This is a genomic window from Bacillus aerius (assembly GCF_029894105.1).
Lineage (GTDB): Bacteria > Bacillota > Bacilli > Bacillales > Bacillaceae > Bacillus > Bacillus altitudinis.
On record NZ_JARYHO010000001.1, the window covers coordinates 498,272 to 521,646 of the forward strand.

Below are 23,375 nucleotides of genomic sequence, written 5' to 3' on the forward strand. Positions count from 1 at the left end.
CAACTGGTCGGTTTTATTTGTCCATGTGAAGAAAAGCAAGGTAGAAGGGATTGTTCATAGATGACAAGTACACAGAGCGGGGCTGGAAAAAGTGAAAAGACGAAGCAAAAAATTGTCACCGCTTCACGTGATTTATTTGCGAAAAAAGGATATTCTGAAACATCCGTACGAGATATTCTAGAGGCGGCTGAGATTAGTAAAGGCAACCTTTATCATCATTTTAAAGGAAAAGAGTTTTTGTTCCTTCATATTATGGAAGAGGATCATCGATTCATGATGGAGACGTGGCATGAAGAGAAACAAACGCTGCACCGGGCCATTGATAAGCTTGCAGGGTTTGCAGAGCTGCTTAGTCAAATGGGAATTAACTATCCTTTAATGAGAGCAAGTGAAGAATTCTGTGCCAGTGCATTTACATCAGATGAAGTCATGGAGCGTCTGAACAAAATTGATGTGGACTTTGATGATGTGATGAGAGACATCCTGCTTGAAGGAAACGAAGATGGCAGCTGGTCGATTCAGCATGTTGAATCAAAAGTGAAAATATTACTTTCCGTATTCTATGGATTAGACGTGTTATATCGAAATGACACGATGCAGCAGAAAAAGGAATTACAAAAAGAGGCGATCTCATTGTTTATTCACGGAATCAACCATCATGAGTAACAAGTGAGTCAGTAAAGGGGAAACAAACATCATGCAAAAACCGATTCGTGAGCAAAAAGCCGTACTTGTTATTTTATTAAGTAATATATTTATTGCGTTTTTAGGTATCGGTCTGATTATACCTGTCATGCCGCTCTTTATGAATGTCATGCATTTAACGGGCAGTACGATGGGATATCTTGTGGCGGCGTTTGCCGTTGCACAGCTCATCGCATCACCTGTTGCGGGAAGATGGGTAGACCGATACGGAAGAAAGATCATGATTGTGTCTGGGCTGTTTCTATTCGCGTTATCAGAACTCGTTTTTGGCCTTGGGACACATGTGTATGTTCTGTATTTTGCAAGGCTTCTAGGCGGTATTAGTGCGGCATTTATCATGCCGGCTGTCACTGCCTATGTCGCTGATATCACAACCGTTCAAGAAAGATCAAAGGCAATGGGGTATGTATCCGCTGCTATTAGTACCGGATTTATCATCGGCCCGGGAATTGGCGGATTTATTGCAGAATATGGCGTTCGCCTGCCGTTTTTCTTTGCAGCAGGGATTGCATTTATTGCTGTGATTTCGTCTATGTTTATGCTGAAGGAACCATTAACAAAAGAAGAGCGAGAGAAACAAATGGATCAAGTGAAGGAATCGACCTTCTTTAAAGACTTGAAAAAATCGATTCATCCAAGCTATCTCATCGCCTTCATCATTGTGTTTGTGCTGGCGTTTGGACTATCTGCATATGAAACGGTCTTTAGCTTGTTTACAAATCACAAGTTTGGATTTGGTCCGAAAGATATTGCGATTATCATTACCGTCAGTTCAATTGTAGCCGTCATCATTCAAGTCCTCGTGTTTGGTAAAATGGTGAATGCGCTTGGGGAGAAACGAGTTATTCAACTATGCTTGATTGTTGGAGCAGTTCTCGCTTTTGTTTCCACAGTCGTGTCAGGCTTTATGGTTGTGCTGATCGTGACGTGTGTGATTTTCCTTGCGTTCGATTTATTGCGCCCTGCACTCACGACCTTCTTATCAAAAATCGCTGGCAATCAGCAAGGATTTGTCGCAGGGATGAACTCTACCTACACAAGTCTTGGTACGATCTTTGGCCCGGCACTTGGCGGCATTTTATTCGATCAAAATATTCATTTCCCATTCCTGTTTGCAGGTGTTGTCTTATTTCTTGGATTGGGCTTAACCCTTATTTGGAAGGGGAAGGTGACAGAAGAGACGGCAGCAGAATAATAGAAAAGAGACCTTTCAAATAAGGTCTCTTTTTTTAAGGTTGCGGCTTCAGGTGATTCAGTGCCTGCGCCAGTTTTTGATTTTGTTGCTTTTTGTAAAACAGAAAGGCGATGATATGGCCTACTAATGTGAGAAAGGCTATACCGATAAAATAAGGCATGATCCATTCGAGCAGTGTAGTCGAATATAAAGCGACGGCTCCTACTTGAAACCCTAAATTGACGACAGTGGAGATGAGAATGTTGATGGGTGCTGGAAAGGTAAAGTAGTTCCATAGTAAAGGATACATGACCCCAAAGACGATGCCTGCCAGAGTACCGATGCCAATGATGTGCCACACGTAATGAAAAGGGATAGAGGATGACCATTGAGTGATTGACAGGATGAGTGTCAGCCATACGATAGAGACAAAAGCTGTTTGCATAAATTGATGTTTTAGTTCCTTGATCATTTGAATCGCTCCTTTATATATTTGGCGTAATGACGACTGACGGTGTAGCTGTTTTTCGAGATGGTTTCGACCTCTAAGCGAGCGTACGTACCAGCGACAAAGCTGTCGACTTGCGCTAAATTGAGAATGACTGCATTGTTGATACGATAGAAATGTTCACGCTCTAACGACTTCAGATCCTTCAGGCGTTTACTGAGAAAATACGTCGTACCCTGAGTCGTGATCACCTTTGACATATGTCCAAGCGCAGAGATCGCTTCAATTTGTTCTAATGGTAAAAGAGACTGCCGATCATTTTTGGGATCTTTGACCGTTAGAGATGTACTAGTCTCCAGCATTGATGCCATCTTTTGTAAACGTTCTTGGTTATGTGGATGGCTGATGACGTCTACTTCCGTCACATCCTTTTCGTGATTCCAGATCAAACGAAATTTCATCCATAAACCTCCTCTCACAATGAGCATAGCAATAGATGAAAGCGAATGCGATTGAATGTTGCTTTGATGCAGAAGAATTCTTTTTGTTGCAAAGATTCACCGCGTGTCTGCGGCTTTCCTTTATAATGAAAAGATACTCGTTCGTGAATGGAGGAATGATGTTGTATCTTGTAGATCAACAAAGGACAGGAGCGGTAAAAGAGGAAATTCGGCGGATTGATCCTGCCTATCCAGTGTTCGTAGATGCGATACTCGATGGGGTGATACAAGGAGATTTATATGTGGATCACCGAGATCACCCGTGTGTCTATTTTGCAGGGACAACAACCGGCATTTATTATGTCGCAGGCAAGACAGAAGCAGCACTTTCATTATGTTCAACGTTCATTGTGGATGTTTATAAAAAACAGAAAAGAGAGAACAGACGGTTCACTTTGTTTTCAGCAAATCCAGCATCAGATGAGATGATGAAAAAATGCTTCGGTTCCCAACTGAATGAAATGCAAAGACATGCGTATTCTTATGACTTGACCTCTCCTGATCTGATTTTGCCTGATCAAGACGAAATGATCAAACGCACGAATGAACAAGTCATTGCCGCAAGCAAAGTATTCCCATCCAGCTATTATGAAGCATATTGGGGAGGAGTAGATCACTTTTTATCTAATGGCGTCGGAGTTGCCATCTTAAATGGTGAAGATGTGGTCAGTGAATGTGTCTCTATTTTTTTAAGTGAAAAACGTGTGGAAATCGATATTTGGACAGATGAAGCCTGCTGTGGAAAAGGGTTGGCTTTGTTAGCAGCTCAGCAAATGATCAGCATCTGTGTTGAAAAAGGGAAGACACCGCATTGGGATTGCGATGTCCATCATGCAGCCTCGGCCAAATTGGCAGAGAAGCTAGGTTTTCAGTGGACAAAGACGTACCGCTTATTTTATGCCTCACGCTGAAAAGGTTTTGAGATACCAAGCATCCATGGCAGAATGCTCTGAGCCTTCAATCGGTGCAGGAAGAAGAGAGAAGTCATACCGTTGATAAAGACCAGTAGCAGCTGTTAATTCACTGCTTGTTTCTAAATAACAAGCATCGTAGTATGTAGAAGCATATTGCAGGGCCGTATCCATCAGTTTCTTGCCCGCACCTTTGCCTTGTGCTTTTGGGCTTAAATAAAGCTTTTGCAGCTCACAAATGCCATCTGTGAAAGGGGCAATGCCAACGCCACCAACAATTTCACCATGTTCTTCGGCAATCCAATAGGCTGCATGAGTCAATGATTGATAGTATTCGAAAAGCTGATCAAGTTGTGGGTCTGTGTAGGCTGTACCTTCAATCGCAAGATTCGCTGATTCTAATGACTGGCGGATAATGGCCGCGATAAAAGGATTGTCCTGCTTTTGAATCGGTCTAATATTCATTGGAAAAACCTCCGTTGTCATAGGATAAAAAAGAAAAGGAGTTGATGCGATATGTTCTGGCTGCAAACCGCTATTTTTACTGTCATTGTACTCTGTCTCTCGTGGTGGGCAGGAAAAAGACGCAGGCATCGCCATGCCGGGCTGATTGTTCCGGTATGTATCACTTTGTTTGGAATGCTCTTATTGATCGGCAGTTTCTTCATTGGCAGATGGGAAGGGATGGCGCTCAGCATATCAAGCGTCTCTATCGTTCTCTCTTCTATCATTTGTTTGATCATCGTTACAGGGGTTCATTTGTTTAAAAAGGATGACCCGTCGTAGGCTGGGACATCTTTATGATTTGATTCTATCGTATTCCTCACGAAGGATGCCCATCATGATGACATCCGAATAAGCACCGTTGAAATAGAGCGCTTGACGTCTTTTTCCTTCATATTGAAATCCGGCTTTCTCATAGCTTCGAAAGGCTCGTGGGTTATGGGAAAAAACTTCAAGCTCAAGCCGATTGAGTTCTAACGTCTCAAAGGCAAATGTTTGAACCATCCGAACAGCCTCAGTACCATACCCTTTGTGAAAATGCTCTGGACCATGCAGCGCAATGCGGAAACTTGCCGTATGGTTTATCGGATCAATATCCACAATCGCCGCATCCCCGATCATTTCTTTCGTGTCTAGCAGACAAATAGCAAAGTCTCGTCTACTGTCATCCAGCAGAAAACGGGTATAGGCTGAACGAATTTCTTCTAGTGTGAACGTTTTGCGTGTGCCAGTCATATAAAGTGTTTCTGCATGCTGGCATCCCCTATGAATACCAGGATAATCTTTTTCTTCAATCGGTCTCAAGAATAATCGAGTCATGATGGATCAGCCTCCTCTATATATCGGGAGATTTCAATTAAGTTCATATCAGGATCACGGATATAAATGGATTCAATCGGACCTAATGCACCAGAACGTCTGACCGGACCTTCTTCAATTGGAACAACCTGCTTTCGAAGATGAAGCAATAAACTGTCTATATCTAAATCGGTGATAAAACACAAGTCAGCAGATCCAGGCTGGGGATGAGCAGCTTTTGGTTCAAATTCATGACCCGCTTCATGAAGGTTAATCTTTTGTAAGCCAAAACGAAGGGCTTTACGGCCTTCTCCAAAAGTTTCTTCCTTCATTCCTAATACGTTTGTATAGAAGCGAATGGTTTCCTCCATATGTTGAACAGTCAACACGATATGATCAAGTCGTCGTATCATCAGTCTCTCCTCCAAGTATGATCATTGTCTGAACTGCTTCTATTATATCATCCCTTGAAGAAGATACCTTATTTGATCACGGTTTTATAACTCCAGCTTTCTAGGGACATCTCTTCTCCGTGCAGTACTCTCTCATCAAACTCCGTCCACCCATTTTTTCGATAGAAATGACGATTGGCCTCGTTGTGTGTAATCAGTGTGAACAGTCCGCCGCCTTGCCGGGCGATAAAGGGGAAAAGACATTGCTTTAACATACGGCTTCCAAGTTTTTTTCCTTGTTGGTCTTTTGCAACGACAAGAGCTTCTAAATACCAGTAAGGTTTCTTTAAGGAAGAACACGCTTTTTTTGCCTCCTTTAACATACGGAACACATGCTGAATCGCCGATATGCCGCCAGTAAAGAGCAGCTTTAGCCCACCAGATAACACATAATCCATGAGTCCTGGCTCAGGAAGACGGGGATGTTTTAACAGGGCGGCAGACACAATTTTCTCGTTCTCAACCCCGACCAAACAGATTTGATGCTGAAAATATACCTTTGTATTGACCAAATGCAGCTGACGGGCGAAAGCAGAACGCTTGGTAACCTTTTCGCATAATAAATCAAAAAATGAATAGTTCTGAAATGAATCATCTAACAACGCTGCCACTTGAGGCAGTTCATCCTCTCTAGCAAGTCTGAATTGAAGCATATGATGGTCCTCCTTTTTTTTTGAACAGATATAGATTATTGGACATGTGTCCATTATAATAAGAGGAAAATAAACCGAACATCGGCAATGAATGATCTCTTGTTCATAAATAGACAGGTATAGCCAGATTGTTCAAAAATGGAGGGTGTTTGATGAAGGACAGACGAACAATCAAAACCAAAAAGGCGATACGGGAAAGCTTTCTTGAGCTTTTAAAGGAAAAAGATGTTCAGCAAATTACAGTATCAGAGCTATCTAGAAGAGCGGATTTAGGAAGAGGGACCTTTTATTTGCACTACCAAGATGTATTTGATTTGCATGAACAGCTTGAGAAGGAACTATTCGATCAGCTTGGCGGACTATACGATGAATCGTTTCCAAGCCAGGACCCGCTTGATATGCTGTCCTTTTTAAACAAAACAACTGAGTATTTAAAAGAAAAACAATTCATGATGACGTTATTTGTCAAACCGAATAGCCCAACGACGAATCAATTTAAATCGTTTTTTAAAGAAAAAATTATGAAAGAGTGGCAGCTTGATCAGCGTCAAATTACGGAGCATGAACAGATTGTGGCCTCATTTGTTGTGTCTGGTGTTGTTGGTGTACTGGAGGAATGGATTCATGAAGGGATGACAGTCGAAGCGGGGCAGCTTGCACACATCTTGTACAAACTTCTCATGAAGGTAGAACAGGAATCGTAATAAACGAATGGATCATATATCATTTTTCTATTCTTTCTGTTAAAGTGGGAATATACGTTCTTATTTCAGGCGGGGAGTGGTGAGATTGAAAAGGAAATTACTATTTTATGGGGCAATGAGCATTGATGGATATTTAGCAAGGGATGATCACCGTTTAGATTGGCTCATAGGAACAGAGGGCGAAGAGGATACGAGATATGAGGAATTTTATGCTTCAGTCGATACGCTGATCATGGGACGGAACACATATGAACAGGTTCTAAAGCTCTCACCTGATGGGTTTCCTTATGAAGACAAGACATGTTATATCGTTTCTCGCACTTTACAAGACAGTCATACAGGAACCCGTATCATTCGTGAAGATGTTCTCTCATTTATCCACAACTTAAAAAATGAAAAAGGGCAGCATATCTGGATAGTAGGAGGCGGGGAACTGCTTCAAGCATTATTAAAAGAAAAATTAGTCGATGAGCTGTATCTCCAAATCGCACCTGTCATGATTGGAAAAGGAATCCCTCTTTTCCCTCCAACTGAACAGGAATCTAGATTTTCATTACAACAAGTGAATCAATACAAACAAATTGCTGAAATGCATTTTGTGTTAAAAGAAGACCACTAAATCAAAGGGGTCTTTTTTTAATCAAACAAACACGTTGACAAGAAAATATCCTAGTGTTAGGATAAATTTATCCTAGTTTTAGGATTTATTGAAAAAGGAGTAGTTGCCATGGTGAAGCAAGATCAGGAATTAGACTTAAGGCTTTTCCGAGTATGGATGAAAGCCGATCATGCCCTTTTTGCAAATATCCAAAAAGACATTGAACGTTATGATATCGGATTTGAAAACTTTCAAATTCTTGAATTACTGTATAGTAAGGGACCGCATCCCGTTCAAAAAATTAGTGAGATTCTATCCATTCCAAGTGGGAGCATCACCTATGTGGTCAACAAATTAGAAAAACAAGAATTAGTCAAAAGACAATGTGCACCTTCTGATAAACGTGTATTCCATGTATTACTGACAGATAAAGGGAAGCAGCTATTTGACGATATTTTTCCAAAACATACAGATGTCATTTCACAAAATCTGTCCTTTATCGAAACAGAGGAAAAAGAGCAGCTCATTGAATGGTTGAAAAAAATCGGTTTAGGTGCAAAACAACTTCACGAAAAGGGGAAACAAGATGACACACAGCTTTGATACATTGGTACGTGAAAGACGATCAGCATCAAATTTTTTGCCAAATATCTCGATTTCGAGAGAAGAGCTTAATAGTATCTTTGAAGAAGTGAAGCTGGCACCTTCAGCCTTTAATTTACAGCATACGCAATATGTCGTCGTCCAATCAGAAGCGCTTAAAGAGCAAGTAAGAGATGCTGCATTTGGACAATATAAGGTGCATTCCGCTTCAGCAGCGATCATTGTACTCGGCGATCCGAAAGCTTATGAGCAAGCAGGAAACATTTATGAAGGCCTAAAAATGCTCGGCATCTTAAATGCGCAACAATATGAGGAAATGGTCAGAGAGACGATGAGTTTTTATGTGCAGAGAGGATCAGACTTTCAGAAAGAAGAGGCGATTCGCAATGCTTCATTATCTGCCATGCTATTTATGCTTGCCGCCAAAAACAAGGGATGGGATACTTGCCCAATGATCGGCTTTGACCCCGAAGCAATGAAAAAGGTGTTAAACATCGAATCAGATTTGGTTCCTGTATTAATGATTACACTCGGAAAAGAAAAAGTAGAAAGCAGACAAGCGAGAGGCTACCGCAAGCCGGTCTCTGAATTTGTGACATATTTATAAGATAGGGGGTTCCATTCATGGAACTAGGAATTAGTACATTTGTAGAAACAACACCTGATTTTCAAACAGGAAAAACAGTCAGCCACGCACAGCGTATTCGTGAAGTAGTAGAAGAAATTATTTTAGCAGATCAAGTGGGTCTCGACGTTTTTGGTGTAGGAGAGCATCATCGTGAAGATTTCGCCGCATCAAATCCAGCAGTCGTATTAGCAGCTGCGGCAACGCAAACAAAGAATATTCGTCTGACAAGTGCCGTAACTGTTCTTTCATCGGCAGATCCTGTTCGTGTGTTTCAAGATTTTGCGACATTAGATGGCCTTTCTAACGGTCGTGCAGAGATCATGGCTGGCCGTGGATCATTTATTGAATCGTTCCCGCTATTTGGCTATGACTTAGATGATTATGAAGAATTATTTGAAGAAAAACTAGATTTACTGTTGAAATTACAGCAGTCAGAGCGTGTGACGTGGAGCGGTAAGCACCGTCCTTCCATTCAGGATGTCGGCGTATATCCAAGACCTGTTCAAGATCCGCTTCCCATCTGGATTGGCAGTGGAGGAAACAGAGAATCTGTCGTACGTGCTGGATTATTAGGATTACCACTTGTCCTTGCCATTATTGGCGGTAGCCCTAGACAGTTCGCACCGCTAGTGCAGCTCTACAAGCAAGCTGCGATTCACGCTGGACATGATCCTGAGAAATTAACGGTGGCATCCCATTCACATGGATTTGTTGCGGAGGAAACAGAATTAGCAGCAGATCAATTCTTCCCTTCTACACAGCATGTCATGAATACATTAGCAAGAGAACGAGGCTGGGGACCTTATACCCGTTCTACATTCGATGCAGCAAGAACATTAGAAGGTGCATTGTATGTAGGAGATCCAGATGCCGTAGCAGAGAAAGTGATTCATCTGCGAAAAAATGTAGGCATTACGCGCTTCATGTTGCACGTACCGGTCGGTTCAATGCCGCATGATCAAGTGCTGAAAGCTATTGAGTTATTTGGAAAAGAAGTGGCTCCTAAAGTAAGAGAAGAGGTTGCCCGCTGGGAAGCAGAGCAAGCATAACAAAAAAGTCGATCAAGTGAATAGGCTTGATCGACTTTTTCTTATGCTTAAGGATCAATAACACATGGTTTCACTGTAGGGCATGAAGCAGCAGAAGCAAATGGTGTGGCCGTCAAGGTGAAGAGGAAAACAAGTTGAAAACAGATAAGCCATTTTTTCATGAAATCACCTCCGTTATCAATTGTTTCACTAGAACGAGGTGAGGATAAAAGCATAGAAGTATGTAACACCCTCTATCCAGCATAAGACAATCATATCATAATTTTCAAAAAAATGAAAAAAACTTACTAAAGTTCTAAATTATGGTATGGTTAATATGTTCAACAAAAAAAGGAGGGATTTTTGTATGAAAAAGGTCATAACTTCTGTTTTGGTTGGAGCAATTGTTTTAACGGGTGCGGGTGTCACCGCTGTCCCAGTAGAAGCGAAGGGGAAAGTAAGCAGTGAAGTAACGGTACAAGCAAGTCGAACCGTCTCGGAAACGAGAACATATACGACGTCAAACATCCCATCAAGTATTACATATGCAAAGGATGGATGGGTCGGTATTCTCTATCAATCGTCAATTGAAGAGTTAGGTTTAGGAAAATATAGAGTTACCTTTACTGGAACGGTTGTACGCGATCCAGGATTTAATTAAATATAAAATGTAAAGCTGACAGGTGGACAAGCCTGTCAGCTTTTTTTAATGGGGATAATAAAGAATCATTTGCAGCCGTACCATCTGTTCTCCTGATTGTTTATACTCATGGGCACGGTCAGCTTTAAACCGAATCGAGTCGCCAGCTTGTAATGTGTATTGCTCATCACCGATCGATAAATCAAGTGCTCCCTCAAATACGGTAATCAATTCCTCTGTACCGCCGATATGTTCTTCCGCACTTAACGACCCATGAGGATCAATTTCTACCTGATAGACTTCAAATTTTCTCAGGTCATCAAATGGGAACGTCGTATATACCCGATACTTTCCCTCGTCCTCGGTTAAAACTTGTCCTTCTTCTTTTCGCACGATCTTAATTTCAGGTTGCGGTGCGTATATGAGTTCACTAAAAGACACCTTCAACCCATTGGCGATTTTCCACAGAGTGGTGATGGTCGGTGTGGATTCTCCTCTTTCGATTTGCCCAATCATCGTTTTACTCACACTTGTTACCTCAGCCATCTTTTCTAGGCTTAATTTCTTTTGCTCTCTTAGCAGTTTGACATTTCTAGCAATAATTGATTGTACATCCTCCATCAAAAAACTCCTTTCTTTTATTTACTTTATAACGACCGAATAGTACAATGAAACGTAATATACGCAATAAAGACTTTTGAGTCTAAATAACGTATGAAAAGGAGGTAACGATTTGATTGTTTCCATGTTGATTTATGCTTTTGTTACCAGTTTCACCCCTGGGCCGAATAATATCATGGCGATGGTCTTTACGAATAAATATGGGGTCAAGCAAACATTTCGATTTTGTTTAGGGGTTGGGATCGGATTTTTGGTCATTTTGTGTTTGAGTGGTTTCTTTAATCTCATTCTTTATCAAGTCATGCCGAAAATAGACTGGGTCATGGCTTTCATCGGAGCCGGTTACATGATCTATTTGGCTGTTAAAATCATGAAAAGTAAAGGCGGAGATGACGAAACATTAGACCGCTATAATCATTTTATCCCGGGGATGCTGCTGCAATTTATTAATCCGAAAGCCATTTTGTATGGGTTAACCGTCATTTCCACTTTTGTTCTGCCGTATGGACAGTCCAATATGCAATACATGTTGTTGACGCTGATTCTCGCCATCATTGGTTTTTTAGGCACATTTAGCTGGAGTTTATTTGGCTCTGTATTCAAGCGTTTTTTAACTCTTTATCAGCGGCCGTTCCAGTTCGTCATGGGGCTGCTGCTTATGTATAGTGCGATTTCGATGATCTGGAGTTATGTCATGTAAGCGGTCAGGAGACTGGCCGCTGCCTGCCCATCACAACCGTATCATAATACATGCCGTCCGCCAGCCGTTTATCTTTTTTTAACAAGCCTTCAATCTCAAAGCCATAGTGTTCATATAAACGAATGGCTTTTTGATTGGTTTCCATTACTTGAAGTGACATCTTTTGAATGCCTTGCTGATCTGCCCAGTCGATCGATGTAGCTAAAAGTTCTTTCCCGATGTGATAGCCCCAAGCGGCCTTCTGTACGGCAACGCCAAACGTTACTTTGTGAGCAGAGCGCTTAAGTGAGTGTCCTTCGCATCTTGAAAAACCGACAATGTCTCCTTCAATATCTGCAACTAAAAAGAGATGACGGCATTCCTTGGAATCCTCTTGAATCAACGCCTCGAACCCTTTCTCATCAATAAAAGCTTCACCCGGTTCGCGATCTAAATATTCGGTTTCACCATCGATTTTCAGTCTGAGAGCTGATAACTGTTTGGCATCTGCTAATGCAGCAGAGCGAATACGATAGGTCACACCACGTACAGTGAACATACTTTCAGAAATGATCATTGAACAGACCACCAACCTTTCATTCGACTATGTCTATCATACCTGAAACGCACACACAGCACACTCAGATGTTTTGTCATGTGCAAAAAGGCTAAATAAACAGTATCAAACGTGGAGGTGGAACAAATGAGTGAACAAAATGGACATATGGATAAAGCGAAAGGAAAAACAAATCAAGTCAAAGGTCAAGTGAAAGAAAAACTGGGCGAAGCGACAGATCATGAAAACCTGAAAGCAGAAGGAAAGAAAGATCAAGTAAAAGGAAAGCTTCAAGATAAAAAAGGTGACGTGAAAAATAAGCTGAATCAGTAGTTTGCACATACTTACAGGTACTTGCCCCATGTATCCATCATCCCATTCCTTTCATCAATAAAATGAATAGGTGTGTGAAAAGAATTGATTATAAATTCTCGCTTCCGTCATGTAGACTTTAAATAGAAGACATGAACAAGGGAGATGGATGACTTGGAGCAAGTATGGGGGAAAGTTGACGAGTATATCAAAGACAAATTGATGGCTAAAGATGACGTATTGGAGCAAACTCTTATCAAGAATAAGCAAGCTGGATTACCAGAAATAGATGTGTCGCCGGCCCAAGGAAAACTGCTTTATTTGTTAGCAAAAACCAAGGGTGCAAAGCGCATTTTAGAAATCGGTACACTTGGCGGTTATAGTACCATTTGGCTTGCCCGTGCACTTGAAGCGGATGGAGAACTCATGACATTAGAGGCTGTCAGTCATCATGCAGAAACAGCACAGCAAAACATAGACAGAGCAGGCCTAGCAGAACGTGTCACCATTTTACAAGGAAAAGCGTTAGATACTTTATCTCAGTTAAAAGAGCAGGATACGCTCCCGTTCGATTTGATTTTCATTGATGCAGACAAACCAAACAACCCCCAATATCTGAAATGGGCGTTACACTTCTCAAAAAAGGGAACAGTCATTATTGCAGACAATGTGGTCAGAAATGGAGCAGTTCTTCATGCCTCTGATCAAGATGAGCGAGTGAAGGGAACTCGTGAATTCTTCGATTTACTCAAACAAGAGTCGAGAATTGAAGCAACCGCTATTCAAACTGTTGGCGAAAAAGGCTATGACGGCTTTATATACGGTATCGTAAAATGACAAAAAGCTTAACCGCATCCGGTTAAGCTTTTTCTATTAGAAAAGCCATCTAGCTGTGCCCATCAGCATGACGCCTACTAGAACGGTGAGGGACAAGCTTTTTGTCCAAATAGCAATTAACACAGTTGGAACCAAGACAGCAAGGTACATCCAGTGAATGGTGACGCCTTCTGTAGTATGTATGAAAAGATGTTCTGCAATCAAAGCGGTAAATATACAAATAGGAATAAACGATAACCATTTGAGCACCACTTCTGGCATCTGGATACTCCTTACAAATAAAAATGGAACGACTCTTGGGATGATGGTCACAATCATACAGCCAAGAATGAGCCATAACATAAAACTGCTCATCATTTATCTGTCACCACCCCAATAGTGGCAACAAGCACAGTTGCCAACAAAACAGCCACGTGTGAAGGAACAAAATGAAGCAGCACAAACATCGCAACAAACATATATAAAACAAGTGACAAGCGATGGGTTAGCTTATTTTTTGGCACCGTCTGTAAAGAAAGAATGAGCAGCGCAGCAAACATCGCGGATAGGGCAAAATCAAGACCAAGCGCCTCTGGATTTGAAATCCAGTGTCCGAATATTCCGCCAAGTGTACACGCAGCAATCCAGCATAAATAAGCTGTAATATTCAGTCCATGCATCCATCTGTTATTCAATTTTCCTTGCTGTGCTAATTTATTCATCGCTACGCCAAAGGATTCATCAGTAAGCAGAAGACCAAACCCGATGTTCTGCTTTACAGAGTAGCGTGTAAAATGAGGGGCAAGCGTAAGGCTGAGTAACAAATGCCGTAAATTGACAATGAACGTGGTGAAAATAATAGCGGAAAGGGGGCTTCCTGTCACAAGTAATGCACAGATGATAAACTGTGAAGCGCCAGCATAAATAAAGATAGAGAGCAGCGCGATTTCCCATATACTTAACTGCGAACTAATGCCAACAATTCCAAAGGCAAACCCAATGCTCATATAACCAAGCAAGGTTGGCACACAATCTTTTATTCCCTCAAGAAACGGTTCGTTTCCGGCAGTGGGAATGTGTTTCCTAGCTTCAACATCCAAAGAACTCTACTCCTTTTCTGTGTAAACATCAATTGTTTTACTTACTATAAGAAAACGAATTCATCATGTCAATCCTATTGAACTTCTATTATATGAAGAAACATGGCGATAAAAAAGGATTGAAGTGAACCAGATTTTGTTATAAAGTAATCAGAAAATAAAAACAATTGGGGTGACTGATATGCAATGGAAGCCTTTATTTGAACATGATGTACCAAATCACCTCCGTCCATAACGGAGAGTGATCTCCGTTTGTGGATATCGCAGTGAATATATCCAGTAACGGAGGGGAAAAAATGAATGAAAAATATATAGGAGCCCTTTACTTAGCGTTAGCTGCTAGTATTTGGGGCGGTATGTATGTAGTGGTCAAAGTAACAGTTGCGGTGGTCCCGCCACTTGAGCTTGTCTGGATGAGATATGCAATAGCTGGAGTCGTTCTTGTGTTCACGATTTGGCGTTTGGGTTACTCTTTTCGATTAGACAAAAAGGATATCCCGCTGATTGTGGCGATTGGATTGATTGGCAACTTTCTCTCGATCGTGACCCAAGAAATTGGCACAATGTATACGTCTGCACAAATGGGTGCCGTCATCACATCGGCCACACCTGCTTTTATGGTGCTTTTCGCTTTCTTTCTATTAAAAGAATCATTCACAGTGAGAAAGTGTGTCTCCATTCTGCTTGCTACAGTAGGTGTGCTGACGATGATTGGGCCTGTCGCTGTTCAAACGGATGAGTTTGTTGGTGGTCTTTCACTGGTTATTGCTGCATTAACATGGGCGCTCATGTCTGTTCTTTTGAAACGAGTTCCAGGAAAGTATCCTCAAGTAGTGACGACAACATATGCGATCATTGTGGCCTTTATCGTATTAACACCACCTGTCTTGTTTCGTTTGCCTCATCTTGATGTGCAGCAAATGGCAAGACCGGAAATATGGGGCGGCATTCTGTATCTAGGTATCATCTCAACGGCCCTTGCTTTCTTTTTGTGGAATAGAGGGATTCAACTGATGGACGCTTCAAGCGGTGGTCTGTTTTTCTTCTTTCAACCAATCGTTGGCACGGTCCTTGGATGGATGCTTCTAGGTGAAGAGATGGGCTTACGTTCGTTTGTTGGGATTTTGTGTATTTTCGCAGGTGTATATACTGTCCTGCGTCAGAGAGAGTAAGACGAGATTCCCCTTGGAGAAGGGGAATTTTCTTTACAAAGAATAGATGAGAGACTCATAGAAGGTGGAGGTGAGCAGGATGATCCAGTATCCGCATTTGAAAAAGGGACAAATAATTGGTGTGACAGCACCATCCTCAGGTGTACAACCCTCTTTGCATGAGATGTTTCAACTGTCTTGCGATCGGATGAAAAAAAGAGGCTATGAAGTCATATGTGGAGAGACAGTATGGCAGCAGGAAAAAGCGAAATCAGCCCCTGCAATCAAACGAGCAAATGAGTTACAGCGGATGATGACTTGTCATGAGATTGACCACATCATCCCGCCATGGGGGGGACAGCTGCTTATTGAAGTGTTAGAGCATCTTGATTTCTCAGTGATGCAAAAAAAGTGGATTCTTGGTTACTCAGATACAAGTCTCCTTCTATTAGCTTTGACATTAAACACAGGCATTGCGACAGCGCATGGACCGAACCTGGTGGATCTTCAGGGGGAAGAGCTTGATCAGGTGACGGCTATGTGGGAACAAATACTTTCCACTCCAGAGAAAAAGGACGTTACTCAATTTTCTTCTGATATGTATCAAAAGGAATGGCAGTATGACCATCCAAGCATTCATGTCTTTCATTTAACCGAGCCAACCGCATGGCGTACTGTTGATCACTTAAAGACGACGATGAAGGGAAGACTGATGGGTGGCTGTATTGATGTGATCCGGCACTTAGCTGGCACGCCTTTTGGAGATGTCAAAGCTTTTCAAGAAACATACCTGAAAGGTGAACCCATTCTATGGTATTTTGAAAACTGTGAATTAAATGCTGCGAGCATGAAGAGGTCTCTTGTTCAATTAAAACTAGCAGGCTGGTTTGATCATTGCTCTGGCATCATGTTTGGCAGGAGTGCAGTGGACACTCCTGTGGAAGGATATGAATATACGGATCTATATGAAGAATTGCATAAGGAATTACACATACCGATTGTTTACGATATTGATTGTGGACACGTACCGCCGCAAATGACCCTCATTAACGGAGCATATGCGGAGGTACAGTTGCAACAAGAAGGTAAAGCCGTGCTGAAGCAGACATTTTTGCCATAAAAAAAGGAAAGGGCGACCCCTTTCCTTCATAAAAAACATTACATTCCTTTTGTTTCTTCACCTGCTTTTGGAACTTCCCATGCAGACTCTCGGAATACTTTTTCCCATTTAGAAACGACAATACAGGCAACCGCATGTCCAGGAACATTCACGCCTGTTCGAGCCATATCCATAATCCGGTCAACCCCGGCGATAATAGCGACACCTTCTGCTGGCAGGCCTACTGCATGAGCTGTTGCCAAAAGAACGACAAGTGAGCCAGACGGGACAGCCGCAATGCCTTTACTTGTTAAAACAAGGACAAGCATCATGAGGAGCTGCTGTGATAAACTCATATCGACACCAAACGCTTGTGCAAGAAACACACAGGAAACCGATAAATATAAACTTGAACCATCGCAATTAAGAGAAAGACCTGACGGGATGACGAAGGAAACGATTCTTTTTGGGCAGCCGTATTTCTCCATCCGTGACATGAGCTGTGGAAGAACAGTTTCTGTACTTGTAGTAGAAAAGGCAACCAAAAACAAATCCCAAATCATTTTCAACACTTCGAAGTAGTTAAAACGGAAGATCAGTGCGACAAGAGGGAACAAAACAAATAGAATAATAAACAATCCTAAGAAGACAGTGCCAACAAGTTTCATCATAGGAATGAGTAAAACAATGCCGTATTGTCCGACAGAAGCTGCCATTAATGCTAAAACTCCAATAGGAGCTGTCACCATGACCATTTGTGTGAGCTTAAACATAATTTGTGCTACTGATTCAAAGAAGGTAAGGACAGGAGCGGAAGCTTTCCCAATACCGCTTGCGGCTACACCGAATAAAATAGCGAAGAAAATCACTGCTAGTAAATCATTCTGAGCCATGACATCGATGATATTGGTTGGAATGATGTCTAAAACCATCTGTTTAAAATCGACGACCTTTTGAGTATAACCATCGAGTTCCCCAATATCTTTCTTAGCTAATTGAGAGAAATCGAGTCCAACGCCTGGCTTTAACACGTTGGCCAATAAAAGTCCGATTCCAAGAACGATGGTCGTAATGACTTCAAACCAAATGATTGTCTTTAATCCGAGACTGCCCATTTTCTTCATTCCACCGCTGCCAGCTGCGCCGATGACAATCGTAGAGAAAACAATAGGGACTACAATCATTTTAATCAATCGGATAAAGCCATCCCCAATGGGCCGCAGTGCCATTCCGAAATCAGGGAAGAAGTGGCCGATAAGAGCTCCTATCACCAAAGCGATCATGATTTGAAAAGCGACAAACTTTTTCATCATCTCCTACCTCCTTTAAATGCATGGAAAATATTAAGAATTTTCCAATAAATAAAAATTCTAGGTGACCATGTTTTGTCCTCCTTTGGATTTAGAAAGATTTTATTTAAGAATCATTAGAATTATGAAGAAAGAAATGAAAATAGGACGATTGAAACTCTATTTAACTAACAAAAGAGCACTTCTTAAAAAACATTAAACTTTTTTAGGAAAATGTATTGACCCTTTTGTATGATCCATGGTATATTTTTGTTCGTCGCTGATGACGCATCTGAAACACTGATGCTCAGACAGATACGACAAACAAACTTTAAAAAGATGTTGACTTAATAAAAACGATATGTTAAGATAATTAAGTCGCCTGATTAAGCGCCCGTAGCTCAATTGGATAGAGCGTTTGACTACGGATCAAAAGGTTAGGGGTTCGACTCCTCTCGGGCGCGCCAATAACATTTAATCACGCGGGTGTAGTTTAGTGGTAAAACCTCAGCCTTCCAAGCTGATGTCGTGAGTTCGATTCTCATCACCCGCTCCATTTTTAAAAAAATGATCTTTGAAAACTAAACAAGACAAAACGTACCTGTTAATTCGAGTTTTTATAAAAAAATCCTATGATACATCATAGGTAGTCAGTCAAACTGACGAGGCAGGAAATGATCACATGCTAAGTTCGCTACATCGTGTAGAAACGCATGTGTGATATGTATCCTGCATACCTCGGAGAGTTTGATCCTGGCTCAGGACGAACGCTGGCGGCGTGCCTAATACATGCAAGTCGAGCGGACAGAAGGGAGCTTGCTCCCGGATGTTAGCGGCGGACGGGTGAGTAACACGTGGGTAACCTGCCTGTAAGACTGGGATAACTCCGGGAAACCGGAGCTAATACCGGATAGTTCCTTGAACCGCATGGTTCAAGGATGAAAGACGGTTTCGGCTGTCACTTACAGATGGACCCGCGGCGCATTAGCTAGTTGGTGAGGTAACGGCTCACCAAGGCGACGATGCGTAGCCGACCTGAGAGGGTGATCGGCCACACTGGGACTGAGACACGGCCCAGACTCCTACGGGAGGCAGCAGTAGGGAATCTTCCGCAATGGACGAAAGTCTGACGGAGCAACGCCGCGTGAGTGATGAAGGTTTTCGGATCGTAAAGCTCTGTTGTTAGGGAAGAACAAGTGCAAGAGTAACTGCTTGCACCTTGACGGTACCTAACCAGAAAGCCACGGCTAACTACGTGCCAGCAGCCGCGGTAATACGTAGGTGGCAAGCGTTGTCCGGAATTATTGGGCGTAAAGGGCTCGCAGGCGGTTTCTTAAGTCTGATGTGAAAGCCCCCGGCTCAACCGGGGAGGGTCATTGGAAACTGGGAAACTTGAGTGCAGAAGAGGAGAGTGGAATTCCACGTGTAGCGGTGAAATGCGTAGAGATGTGGAGGAACACCAGTGGCGAAGGCGACTCTCTGGTCTGTAACTGACGCTGAGGAGCGAAAGCGTGGGGAGCGAACAGGATTAGATACCCTGGTAGTCCACGCCGTAAACGATGAGTGCTAAGTGTTAGGGGGTTTCCGCCCCTTAGTGCTGCAGCTAACGCATTAAGCACTCCGCCTGGGGAGTACGGTCGCAAGACTGAAACTCAAAGGAATTGACGGGGGCCCGCACAAGCGGTGGAGCATGTGGTTTAATTCGAAGCAACGCGAAGAACCTTACCAGGTCTTGACATCCTCTGACAACCCTAGAGATAGGGCTTTCCCTTCGGGGACAGAGTGACAGGTGGTGCATGGTTGTCGTCAGCTCGTGTCGTGAGATGTTGGGTTAAGTCCCGCAACGAGCGCAACCCTTGATCTTAGTTGCCAGCATTTAGTTGGGCACTCTAAGGTGACTGCCGGTGACAAACCGGAGGAAGGTGGGGATGACGTCAAATCATCATGCCCCTTATGACCTGGGCTACACACGTGCTACAATGGACAGAACAAAGGGCTGCGAGACCGCAAGGTTTAGCCAATCCCACAAATCTGTTCTCAGTTCGGATCGCAGTCTGCAACTCGACTGCGTGAAGCTGGAATCGCTAGTAATCGCGGATCAGCATGCCGCGGTGAATACGTTCCCGGGCCTTGTACACACCGCCCGTCACACCACGAGAGTTTGCAACACCCGAAGTCGGTGAGGTAACCTTTATGGAGCCAGCCGCCGAAGGTGGGGCAGATGATTGGGGTGAAGTCGTAACAAGGTAGCCGTATCGGAAGGTGCGGCTGGATCACCTCCTTTCTAAGGATATATGGAGCAGCGTACGTTTTTCGTCTTGTTTAGTTTTGAAGGATCATTCCTTCAAACATGTCTCTAGCGAGACAGGATTGTTCTTTGAAAACTAGATAACAATAAGTAATACATTCACATTGAATGCAATGCAAAGTTCATCACACATAGTGATTCTTTCTAAAGTAAGAAATGGTTAAGTTAGAAAGGGCGCACGGTGGATGCCTTGGCACTAGGAGCCGATGAAGGACGGGACGAACACCGATATGCTTCGGGGAGCTGTAAGCAAGCTTTGATCCGGAGATTTCCGAATGGGGAAACCCACTGCTCGTAATGGAGTAGTATCCATACTTGAATACATAGAGTATGAGAAGGCATACCCGGGGAACTGAAACATCTAAGTACCAGGAGGAAGAGAAAGCAAATGCGATTCCCTGAGTAGCGGCGAGCGAAACGGGAACAGCCCAAACCAAGAGGCTTGCCTCTTGGGGTTGTAGGACACTCTATACGGAGTTACAAAGGAACGATATAAGCGAAGAGGTCTGGAAAGGCCCGCCAAAGAAGGTAACAGCCCTGTAACTGAAATGTTGTTCTCTCCAGAGTGGATCCTGAGTACGGCGGAACACGTGAAATTCCGTCGGAATCCGGGAGGACCATCTCCCAAGGCTAAATACTCCCTAGTGACCGATAGTGAACCAGTACCGTGAGGGAAAGGTGAAAAGCACCCCGGAAGGGGAGTGAAATAGATCCTGAAACCGTGTGCCTACAAGTAGTCAGAGCCCGTTAACGGGTGATGGCGTGCCTTTTGTAGAATGAACCGGCGAGTTACGATCCCGTGCAAGGTTAAGCAGAAGATGCGGAGCCGCAGCGAAAGCGAGTCTGAATAGGGCGCATGAGTACGTGGTCGTAGACCCGAAACCAGGTGATCTACCCATGTCCAGGGTGAAGTTCAGGTAACACTGAATGGAGGCCCGAACCCACGCACGTTGAAAAGTGCGGGGATGAGGTGTGGGTAGGGGTGAAATGCCAATCGAACCTGGAGATAGCTGGTTCTCTCCGAAATAGCTTTAGGGCTAGCCTCAAGGTAAGAGTCTCGGAGGTAGAGCACTGATTGGACTAGGGGCCCCTACCGGGTTACCGAATTCAGTCAAACTCCGAATGCCGATGACTTATCCTTGGGAGTCAGACTGCGAGTGATAAGATCCGTAGTCGAAAGGGAAACAGCCCAGACCGCCAGCTAAGGTCCCAAAGTATACGTTAAGTGGAAAAGGATGTGGAGTTGCTTAGACAACCAGGATGTTGGCTTAGAAGCAGCCACCATTTAAAGAGTGCGTAATAGCTCACTGGTCGAGTGACTCTGCGCCGAAAATGTACCGGGGCTAAACGTATCACCGAAGCTGCGGACTGTTCTTACGAACAGTGGTAGGAGAGCGTTCTAAGTGCAGTGAAGTCAGACCGGAAGGACTGGTGGAGCGCTTAGAAGTGAGAATGCCGGTATGAGTAGCGAAAGACGGGTGAGAATCCCGTCCACCGAATGCCTAAGGTTTCCTGAGGAAGGCTCGTCCGCTCAGGGTTAGTCGGGACCTAAGCCGAGGCCGAAAGGCGTAGGCGATGGACAACAGGTTGATATTCCTGTACCACCTCCTCACCATTTGAGCAATGGGGGGACGCAGGAGGATAGGGTAAGCGCGGTATTGGATATCCGCGTCCAAGCAGTTAGGCTGGGAAATAGGCAAATCCGTTTCCCGTGAAGGCTGAGCTGTGATGGCGAGCGAAATTTAGTAGCGAAGTTCCTGATTCCACACTGCCAAGAAAAGCCTCTAGCGAGGTGAGAGGTGCCCGTACCGCAAACCGACACAGGTAGGCGAGGAGAGAATCCTAAGGTGATCGAGAGAACTCTCGTTAAGGAACTCGGCAAAATGACCCCGTAACTTCGGGAGAAGGGGTGCTTCTTAGGGTGTTAAAGCCCCGAGAAGCCGCAGTGAATAGGCCCAGGCGACTGTTTAGCAAAAACACAGGTCTCTGCGAAGCCGTAAGGCGAAGTATAGGGGCTGACGCCTGCCCGGTGCTGGAAGGTTAAGAGGAGCGCTTAGCGTAAGCGAAGGTGCGAATTGAAGCCCCAGTAAACGGCGGCCGTAACTATAACGGTCCTAAGGTAGCGAAATTCCTTGTCGGGTAAGTTCCGACCCGCACGAAAGGCGCAACGATCTGGGCACTGTCTCAACGAGAGACTCGGTGAAATTATAGTACCTGTGAAGATGCAGGTTACCCGCGACAGGACGGAAAGACCCCGTGGAGCTTTACTGCAGCCTGATATTGAATGTTGGTACAGCTTGTACAGGATAGGTAGGAGCCTTGGAAACCGGAGCGCTAGCTTCGGTGGAGGCATCGGTGGGATACTACCCTGGCTGTATTGACCTTCTAACCCGCTGCCCTTATCGGGCAGGGAGACAGTGTCAGGTGGGCAGTTTGACTGGGGCGGTCGCCTCCTAAAATGTAACGGAGGCGCCCAAAGGTTCCCTCAGAATGGTTGGAAATCATTCGCAGAGTGTAAAGGCACAAGGGAGCTTGACTGCGAGACCTACAAGTCGAGCAGGGACGAAAGTCGGGCTTAGTGATCCGGTGGTTCCGCATGGAAGGGCCATCGCTCAACGGATAAAAGCTACCCCGGGGATAACAGGCTTATCTCCCCCAAGAGTCCACATCGACGGGGAGGTTTGGCACCTCGATGTCGGCTCATCGCATCCTGGGGCTGTAGTCGGTCCCAAGGGTTGGGCTGTTCGCCCATTAAAGCGGTACGCGAGCTGGGTTCAGAACGTCGTGAGACAGTTCGGTCCCTATCCGTCGCGGGCGCAGGAAATTTGAGAGGAGCTGTCCTTAGTACGAGAGGACCGGGATGGACGCACCGCTGGTGTACCAGTTGTTCTGCCAAGGGCATCGCTGGGTAGCTATGTGCGGACGGGATAAGTGCTGAAAGCATCTAAGCATGAAGCCCCCCTCAAGATGAGATTTCCCATTCCGCAAGGAAGTAAGATCCCTGAAAGATGATCAGGTTGATAGGTCTGAGGTGGAAGCGTGGTGACACGTGGAGCTGACAGATACTAATAGATCGAGGACTTAACCTATATTCTAAT

At 43.9% G+C, this 23,375-nt stretch carries 26 protein-coding genes, 2 tRNA genes and 2 rRNA genes; 19 read left to right on the forward strand and 11 right to left on the reverse strand.

All coding sequences use genetic code 11. From position 1 onward, the window contains the following. Positions 1-60 precede the first annotated feature (60 nt). On the forward strand, positions 61-666 hold the full coding sequence (locus M2353_RS02395) for a TetR/AcrR family transcriptional regulator (protein WP_113767297.1): 606 nt from the start codon (positions 61-63) through the stop codon (positions 664-666). A gap of 31 nt (positions 667-697) precedes the next feature. After that, entirely contained in the window at positions 698-1,900 is a 1,203-nt protein-coding gene (locus M2353_RS02400) for an MFS transporter (protein WP_284724865.1), read from the forward strand. A gap of 34 nt (positions 1,901-1,934) precedes the next feature. On the opposite strand, the gene M2353_RS02405 is transcribed toward M2353_RS02400, so the two are convergent. Then, positions 1,935-2,351, reverse strand: coding sequence for a hypothetical protein (locus M2353_RS02405; RefSeq protein WP_048002349.1), 417 nt, complete (start codon positions 2,349-2,351; stop codon positions 1,935-1,937). Further along, the gene (locus tag M2353_RS02410) at positions 2,348-2,788 is read right to left on the reverse strand and encodes a LytTR family DNA-binding domain-containing protein (RefSeq protein WP_284724866.1); all 441 of its coding nucleotides are present in this window, start codon (positions 2,786-2,788) and stop codon (positions 2,348-2,350) included. The genes M2353_RS02405 and M2353_RS02410 overlap by 4 nt, the downstream gene beginning before the upstream one ends. A gap of 161 nt (positions 2,789-2,949) precedes the next feature. Here M2353_RS02410 and M2353_RS02415 point away from each other — a divergent pair, with 161 nt between their 5' ends. Then, positions 2,950-3,738, forward strand: a complete 789-nt coding sequence (locus M2353_RS02415; RefSeq protein WP_342394132.1) for a GNAT family N-acetyltransferase — start codon at positions 2,950-2,952, stop codon at positions 3,736-3,738. On the opposite strand, the gene M2353_RS02420 is transcribed toward M2353_RS02415, so the two are convergent. Further along, positions 3,730-4,203 (reverse strand): GNAT family N-acetyltransferase, encoded by a 474-nt coding sequence (locus M2353_RS02420; protein WP_203144143.1) that lies wholly within the window; start codon positions 4,201-4,203, stop codon positions 3,730-3,732. The genes M2353_RS02415 and M2353_RS02420 overlap by 9 nt on opposite strands. 51 nt (positions 4,204-4,254) lie before the next feature. Here M2353_RS02420 and M2353_RS02425 point away from each other — a divergent pair, with 51 nt between their 5' ends. Beyond that, on the forward strand, positions 4,255-4,524 hold the full coding sequence (locus M2353_RS02425) for a YesK-like family protein (RefSeq protein WP_284724868.1): 270 nt from the start codon (positions 4,255-4,257) through the stop codon (positions 4,522-4,524). Between the two features lie 12 nt (positions 4,525-4,536). Here M2353_RS02425 and M2353_RS02430 read toward each other — a convergent pair whose 3' ends face one another. From M2353_RS02430 to M2353_RS02440, 3 genes are all read right to left on the reverse strand, one after another. Further along, positions 4,537-5,061, reverse strand: a complete 525-nt coding sequence (locus tag M2353_RS02430) for a GNAT family N-acetyltransferase (RefSeq protein WP_024719169.1) — start codon at positions 5,059-5,061, stop codon at positions 4,537-4,539. Beyond that, positions 5,058-5,453 carry a VOC family protein gene (locus M2353_RS02435; RefSeq protein WP_008346708.1) on the reverse strand — a complete coding sequence of 132 codons (396 nt, stop codon included), beginning with the start codon at positions 5,451-5,453 and terminating at the stop codon, positions 5,058-5,060. Before M2353_RS02435 ends, M2353_RS02430 begins: the two co-directional genes overlap by 4 nt. A 68-nt stretch (positions 5,454-5,521) precedes the next feature. Beyond that, positions 5,522-6,145 (reverse strand): GNAT family N-acetyltransferase, encoded by a 624-nt coding sequence (locus M2353_RS02440; RefSeq protein ID WP_058336360.1) that lies wholly within the window; start codon positions 6,143-6,145, stop codon positions 5,522-5,524. A gap of 152 nt (positions 6,146-6,297) precedes the next feature. Here M2353_RS02440 and M2353_RS02445 point away from each other — a divergent pair, with 152 nt between their 5' ends. From M2353_RS02445 to M2353_RS02470, 6 genes are all read left to right on the forward strand, one after another. Next, a complete protein-coding gene (locus M2353_RS02445; RefSeq protein WP_024719167.1) occupies positions 6,298-6,849 on the forward strand; it encodes a TetR/AcrR family transcriptional regulator in 552 nt (183 codons plus the stop codon). Between the two features lie 115 nt (positions 6,850-6,964). Continuing rightward, positions 6,965-7,468: a dihydrofolate reductase family protein gene (locus tag M2353_RS02450; protein WP_051404170.1), complete on the forward strand. Its 504-nt coding sequence runs from the start codon at positions 6,965-6,967 to the stop codon at positions 7,466-7,468. Between the two features lie 108 nt (positions 7,469-7,576). Then, complete coding sequence (locus tag M2353_RS02455; RefSeq protein ID WP_284724869.1) at positions 7,577-8,050, forward strand: MarR family winged helix-turn-helix transcriptional regulator; 474 nt, start codon at positions 7,577-7,579, stop codon at positions 8,048-8,050. Then, complete coding sequence (locus M2353_RS02460) at positions 8,034-8,657, forward strand: nitroreductase family protein (RefSeq protein WP_039170198.1); 624 nt, start codon at positions 8,034-8,036, stop codon at positions 8,655-8,657. The genes M2353_RS02455 and M2353_RS02460 overlap by 17 nt, the downstream gene beginning before the upstream one ends. Positions 8,658-8,674: 17 nt before the next feature. Beyond that, on the forward strand, positions 8,675-9,727 hold the full coding sequence (locus M2353_RS02465) for an LLM class flavin-dependent oxidoreductase (RefSeq protein WP_024719164.1): 1,053 nt from the start codon (positions 8,675-8,677) through the stop codon (positions 9,725-9,727). Between the two features lie 346 nt (positions 9,728-10,073). Continuing rightward, complete coding sequence (locus M2353_RS02470) at positions 10,074-10,367, forward strand: hypothetical protein (protein ID WP_024719163.1); 294 nt, start codon at positions 10,074-10,076, stop codon at positions 10,365-10,367. 45 nt (positions 10,368-10,412) lie between these two features. Here M2353_RS02470 and M2353_RS02475 read toward each other — a convergent pair whose 3' ends face one another. Beyond that, positions 10,413-10,967 (reverse strand): helix-turn-helix domain-containing protein, encoded by a 555-nt coding sequence (locus M2353_RS02475; protein ID WP_058336358.1) that lies wholly within the window; start codon positions 10,965-10,967, stop codon positions 10,413-10,415. Between the two features lie 112 nt (positions 10,968-11,079). Here M2353_RS02475 and M2353_RS02480 point away from each other — a divergent pair, with 112 nt between their 5' ends. Continuing rightward, positions 11,080-11,667, forward strand: a complete 588-nt coding sequence (locus M2353_RS02480) for a LysE family transporter (RefSeq protein WP_024719161.1) — start codon at positions 11,080-11,082, stop codon at positions 11,665-11,667. 4 nt (positions 11,668-11,671) lie between these two features. Here the strand turns inward: M2353_RS02480 and M2353_RS02485 are convergent, their stop codons facing one another. Continuing rightward, complete coding sequence (locus M2353_RS02485) at positions 11,672-12,223, reverse strand: GNAT family N-acetyltransferase (RefSeq protein WP_284724870.1); 552 nt, start codon at positions 12,221-12,223, stop codon at positions 11,672-11,674. A 126-nt stretch (positions 12,224-12,349) separates the two neighbouring features. Here M2353_RS02485 and M2353_RS02490 point away from each other — a divergent pair, with 126 nt between their 5' ends. Then, positions 12,350-12,535: a CsbD family protein gene (locus M2353_RS02490; protein WP_008346686.1), complete on the forward strand. Its 186-nt coding sequence runs from the start codon at positions 12,350-12,352 to the stop codon at positions 12,533-12,535. A 153-nt stretch (positions 12,536-12,688) separates the two neighbouring features. After that, positions 12,689-13,351: an O-methyltransferase gene (locus M2353_RS02495; protein WP_045035200.1), complete on the forward strand. Its 663-nt coding sequence runs from the start codon at positions 12,689-12,691 to the stop codon at positions 13,349-13,351. Between the two features lie 36 nt (positions 13,352-13,387). On the opposite strand, the gene M2353_RS02500 is transcribed toward M2353_RS02495, so the two are convergent. Both M2353_RS02500 and M2353_RS02505 read right to left on the reverse strand, forming a co-directional pair. Beyond that, the gene (locus tag M2353_RS02500) at positions 13,388-13,708 is read right to left on the reverse strand and encodes an AzlD domain-containing protein (protein WP_284724871.1); all 321 of its coding nucleotides are present in this window, start codon (positions 13,706-13,708) and stop codon (positions 13,388-13,390) included. Next, on the reverse strand, positions 13,705-14,430 hold the full coding sequence (locus M2353_RS02505; RefSeq protein ID WP_007496390.1) for an AzlC family ABC transporter permease: 726 nt from the start codon (positions 14,428-14,430) through the stop codon (positions 13,705-13,707). The genes M2353_RS02500 and M2353_RS02505 overlap by 4 nt, the downstream gene beginning before the upstream one ends. A 296-nt stretch (positions 14,431-14,726) precedes the next feature. Between M2353_RS02505 and M2353_RS02510 the strand changes: the two genes are divergently transcribed. Together M2353_RS02510 and M2353_RS02515 are read left to right on the forward strand one after the other, a co-directional pair. Beyond that, entirely contained in the window at positions 14,727-15,602 is an 876-nt protein-coding gene (locus M2353_RS02510) for a DMT family transporter (protein WP_284724872.1), read from the forward strand. A gap of 79 nt (positions 15,603-15,681) precedes the next feature. Further along, positions 15,682-16,701, forward strand: coding sequence for a S66 family peptidase (locus tag M2353_RS02515; RefSeq protein WP_284724873.1), 1,020 nt, complete (start codon positions 15,682-15,684; stop codon positions 16,699-16,701). A gap of 38 nt (positions 16,702-16,739) precedes the next feature. Here M2353_RS02515 and gltP read toward each other — a convergent pair whose 3' ends face one another. After that, on the reverse strand, positions 16,740-17,990 hold the full coding sequence (gene gltP / locus M2353_RS02520) for a glutamate-aspartate/proton symporter GltP (RefSeq protein WP_024719154.1): 1,251 nt from the start codon (positions 17,988-17,990) through the stop codon (positions 16,740-16,742). A gap of 369 nt (positions 17,991-18,359) precedes the next feature. On the opposite strand from gltP, the gene M2353_RS02525 reads away from it, so the two are divergent. The 4 genes from M2353_RS02525 to M2353_RS02540 all read left to right on the forward strand — a co-directional run bounded on the left by M2353_RS02525 (position 18,360) and on the right by M2353_RS02540 (position 23,366). Continuing rightward, positions 18,360-18,436 (forward strand) — tRNA-Arg (locus tag M2353_RS02525). A 15-nt stretch (positions 18,437-18,451) separates the two neighbouring features. Beyond that, positions 18,452-18,525 (forward strand) — tRNA-Gly (locus M2353_RS02530). Positions 18,526-18,704: 179 nt separating this feature from the next. Next, positions 18,705-20,253, forward strand: a 16S ribosomal RNA gene (locus tag M2353_RS02535). Between the two features lie 182 nt (positions 20,254-20,435). Continuing rightward, a 23S ribosomal RNA gene (locus M2353_RS02540) occupies positions 20,436-23,366 on the forward strand. The 16S and 23S rRNA genes sit together here with 2 tRNA genes alongside, the layout of an rRNA operon. Positions 23,367-23,375: the final 9 nt, after the last annotated feature.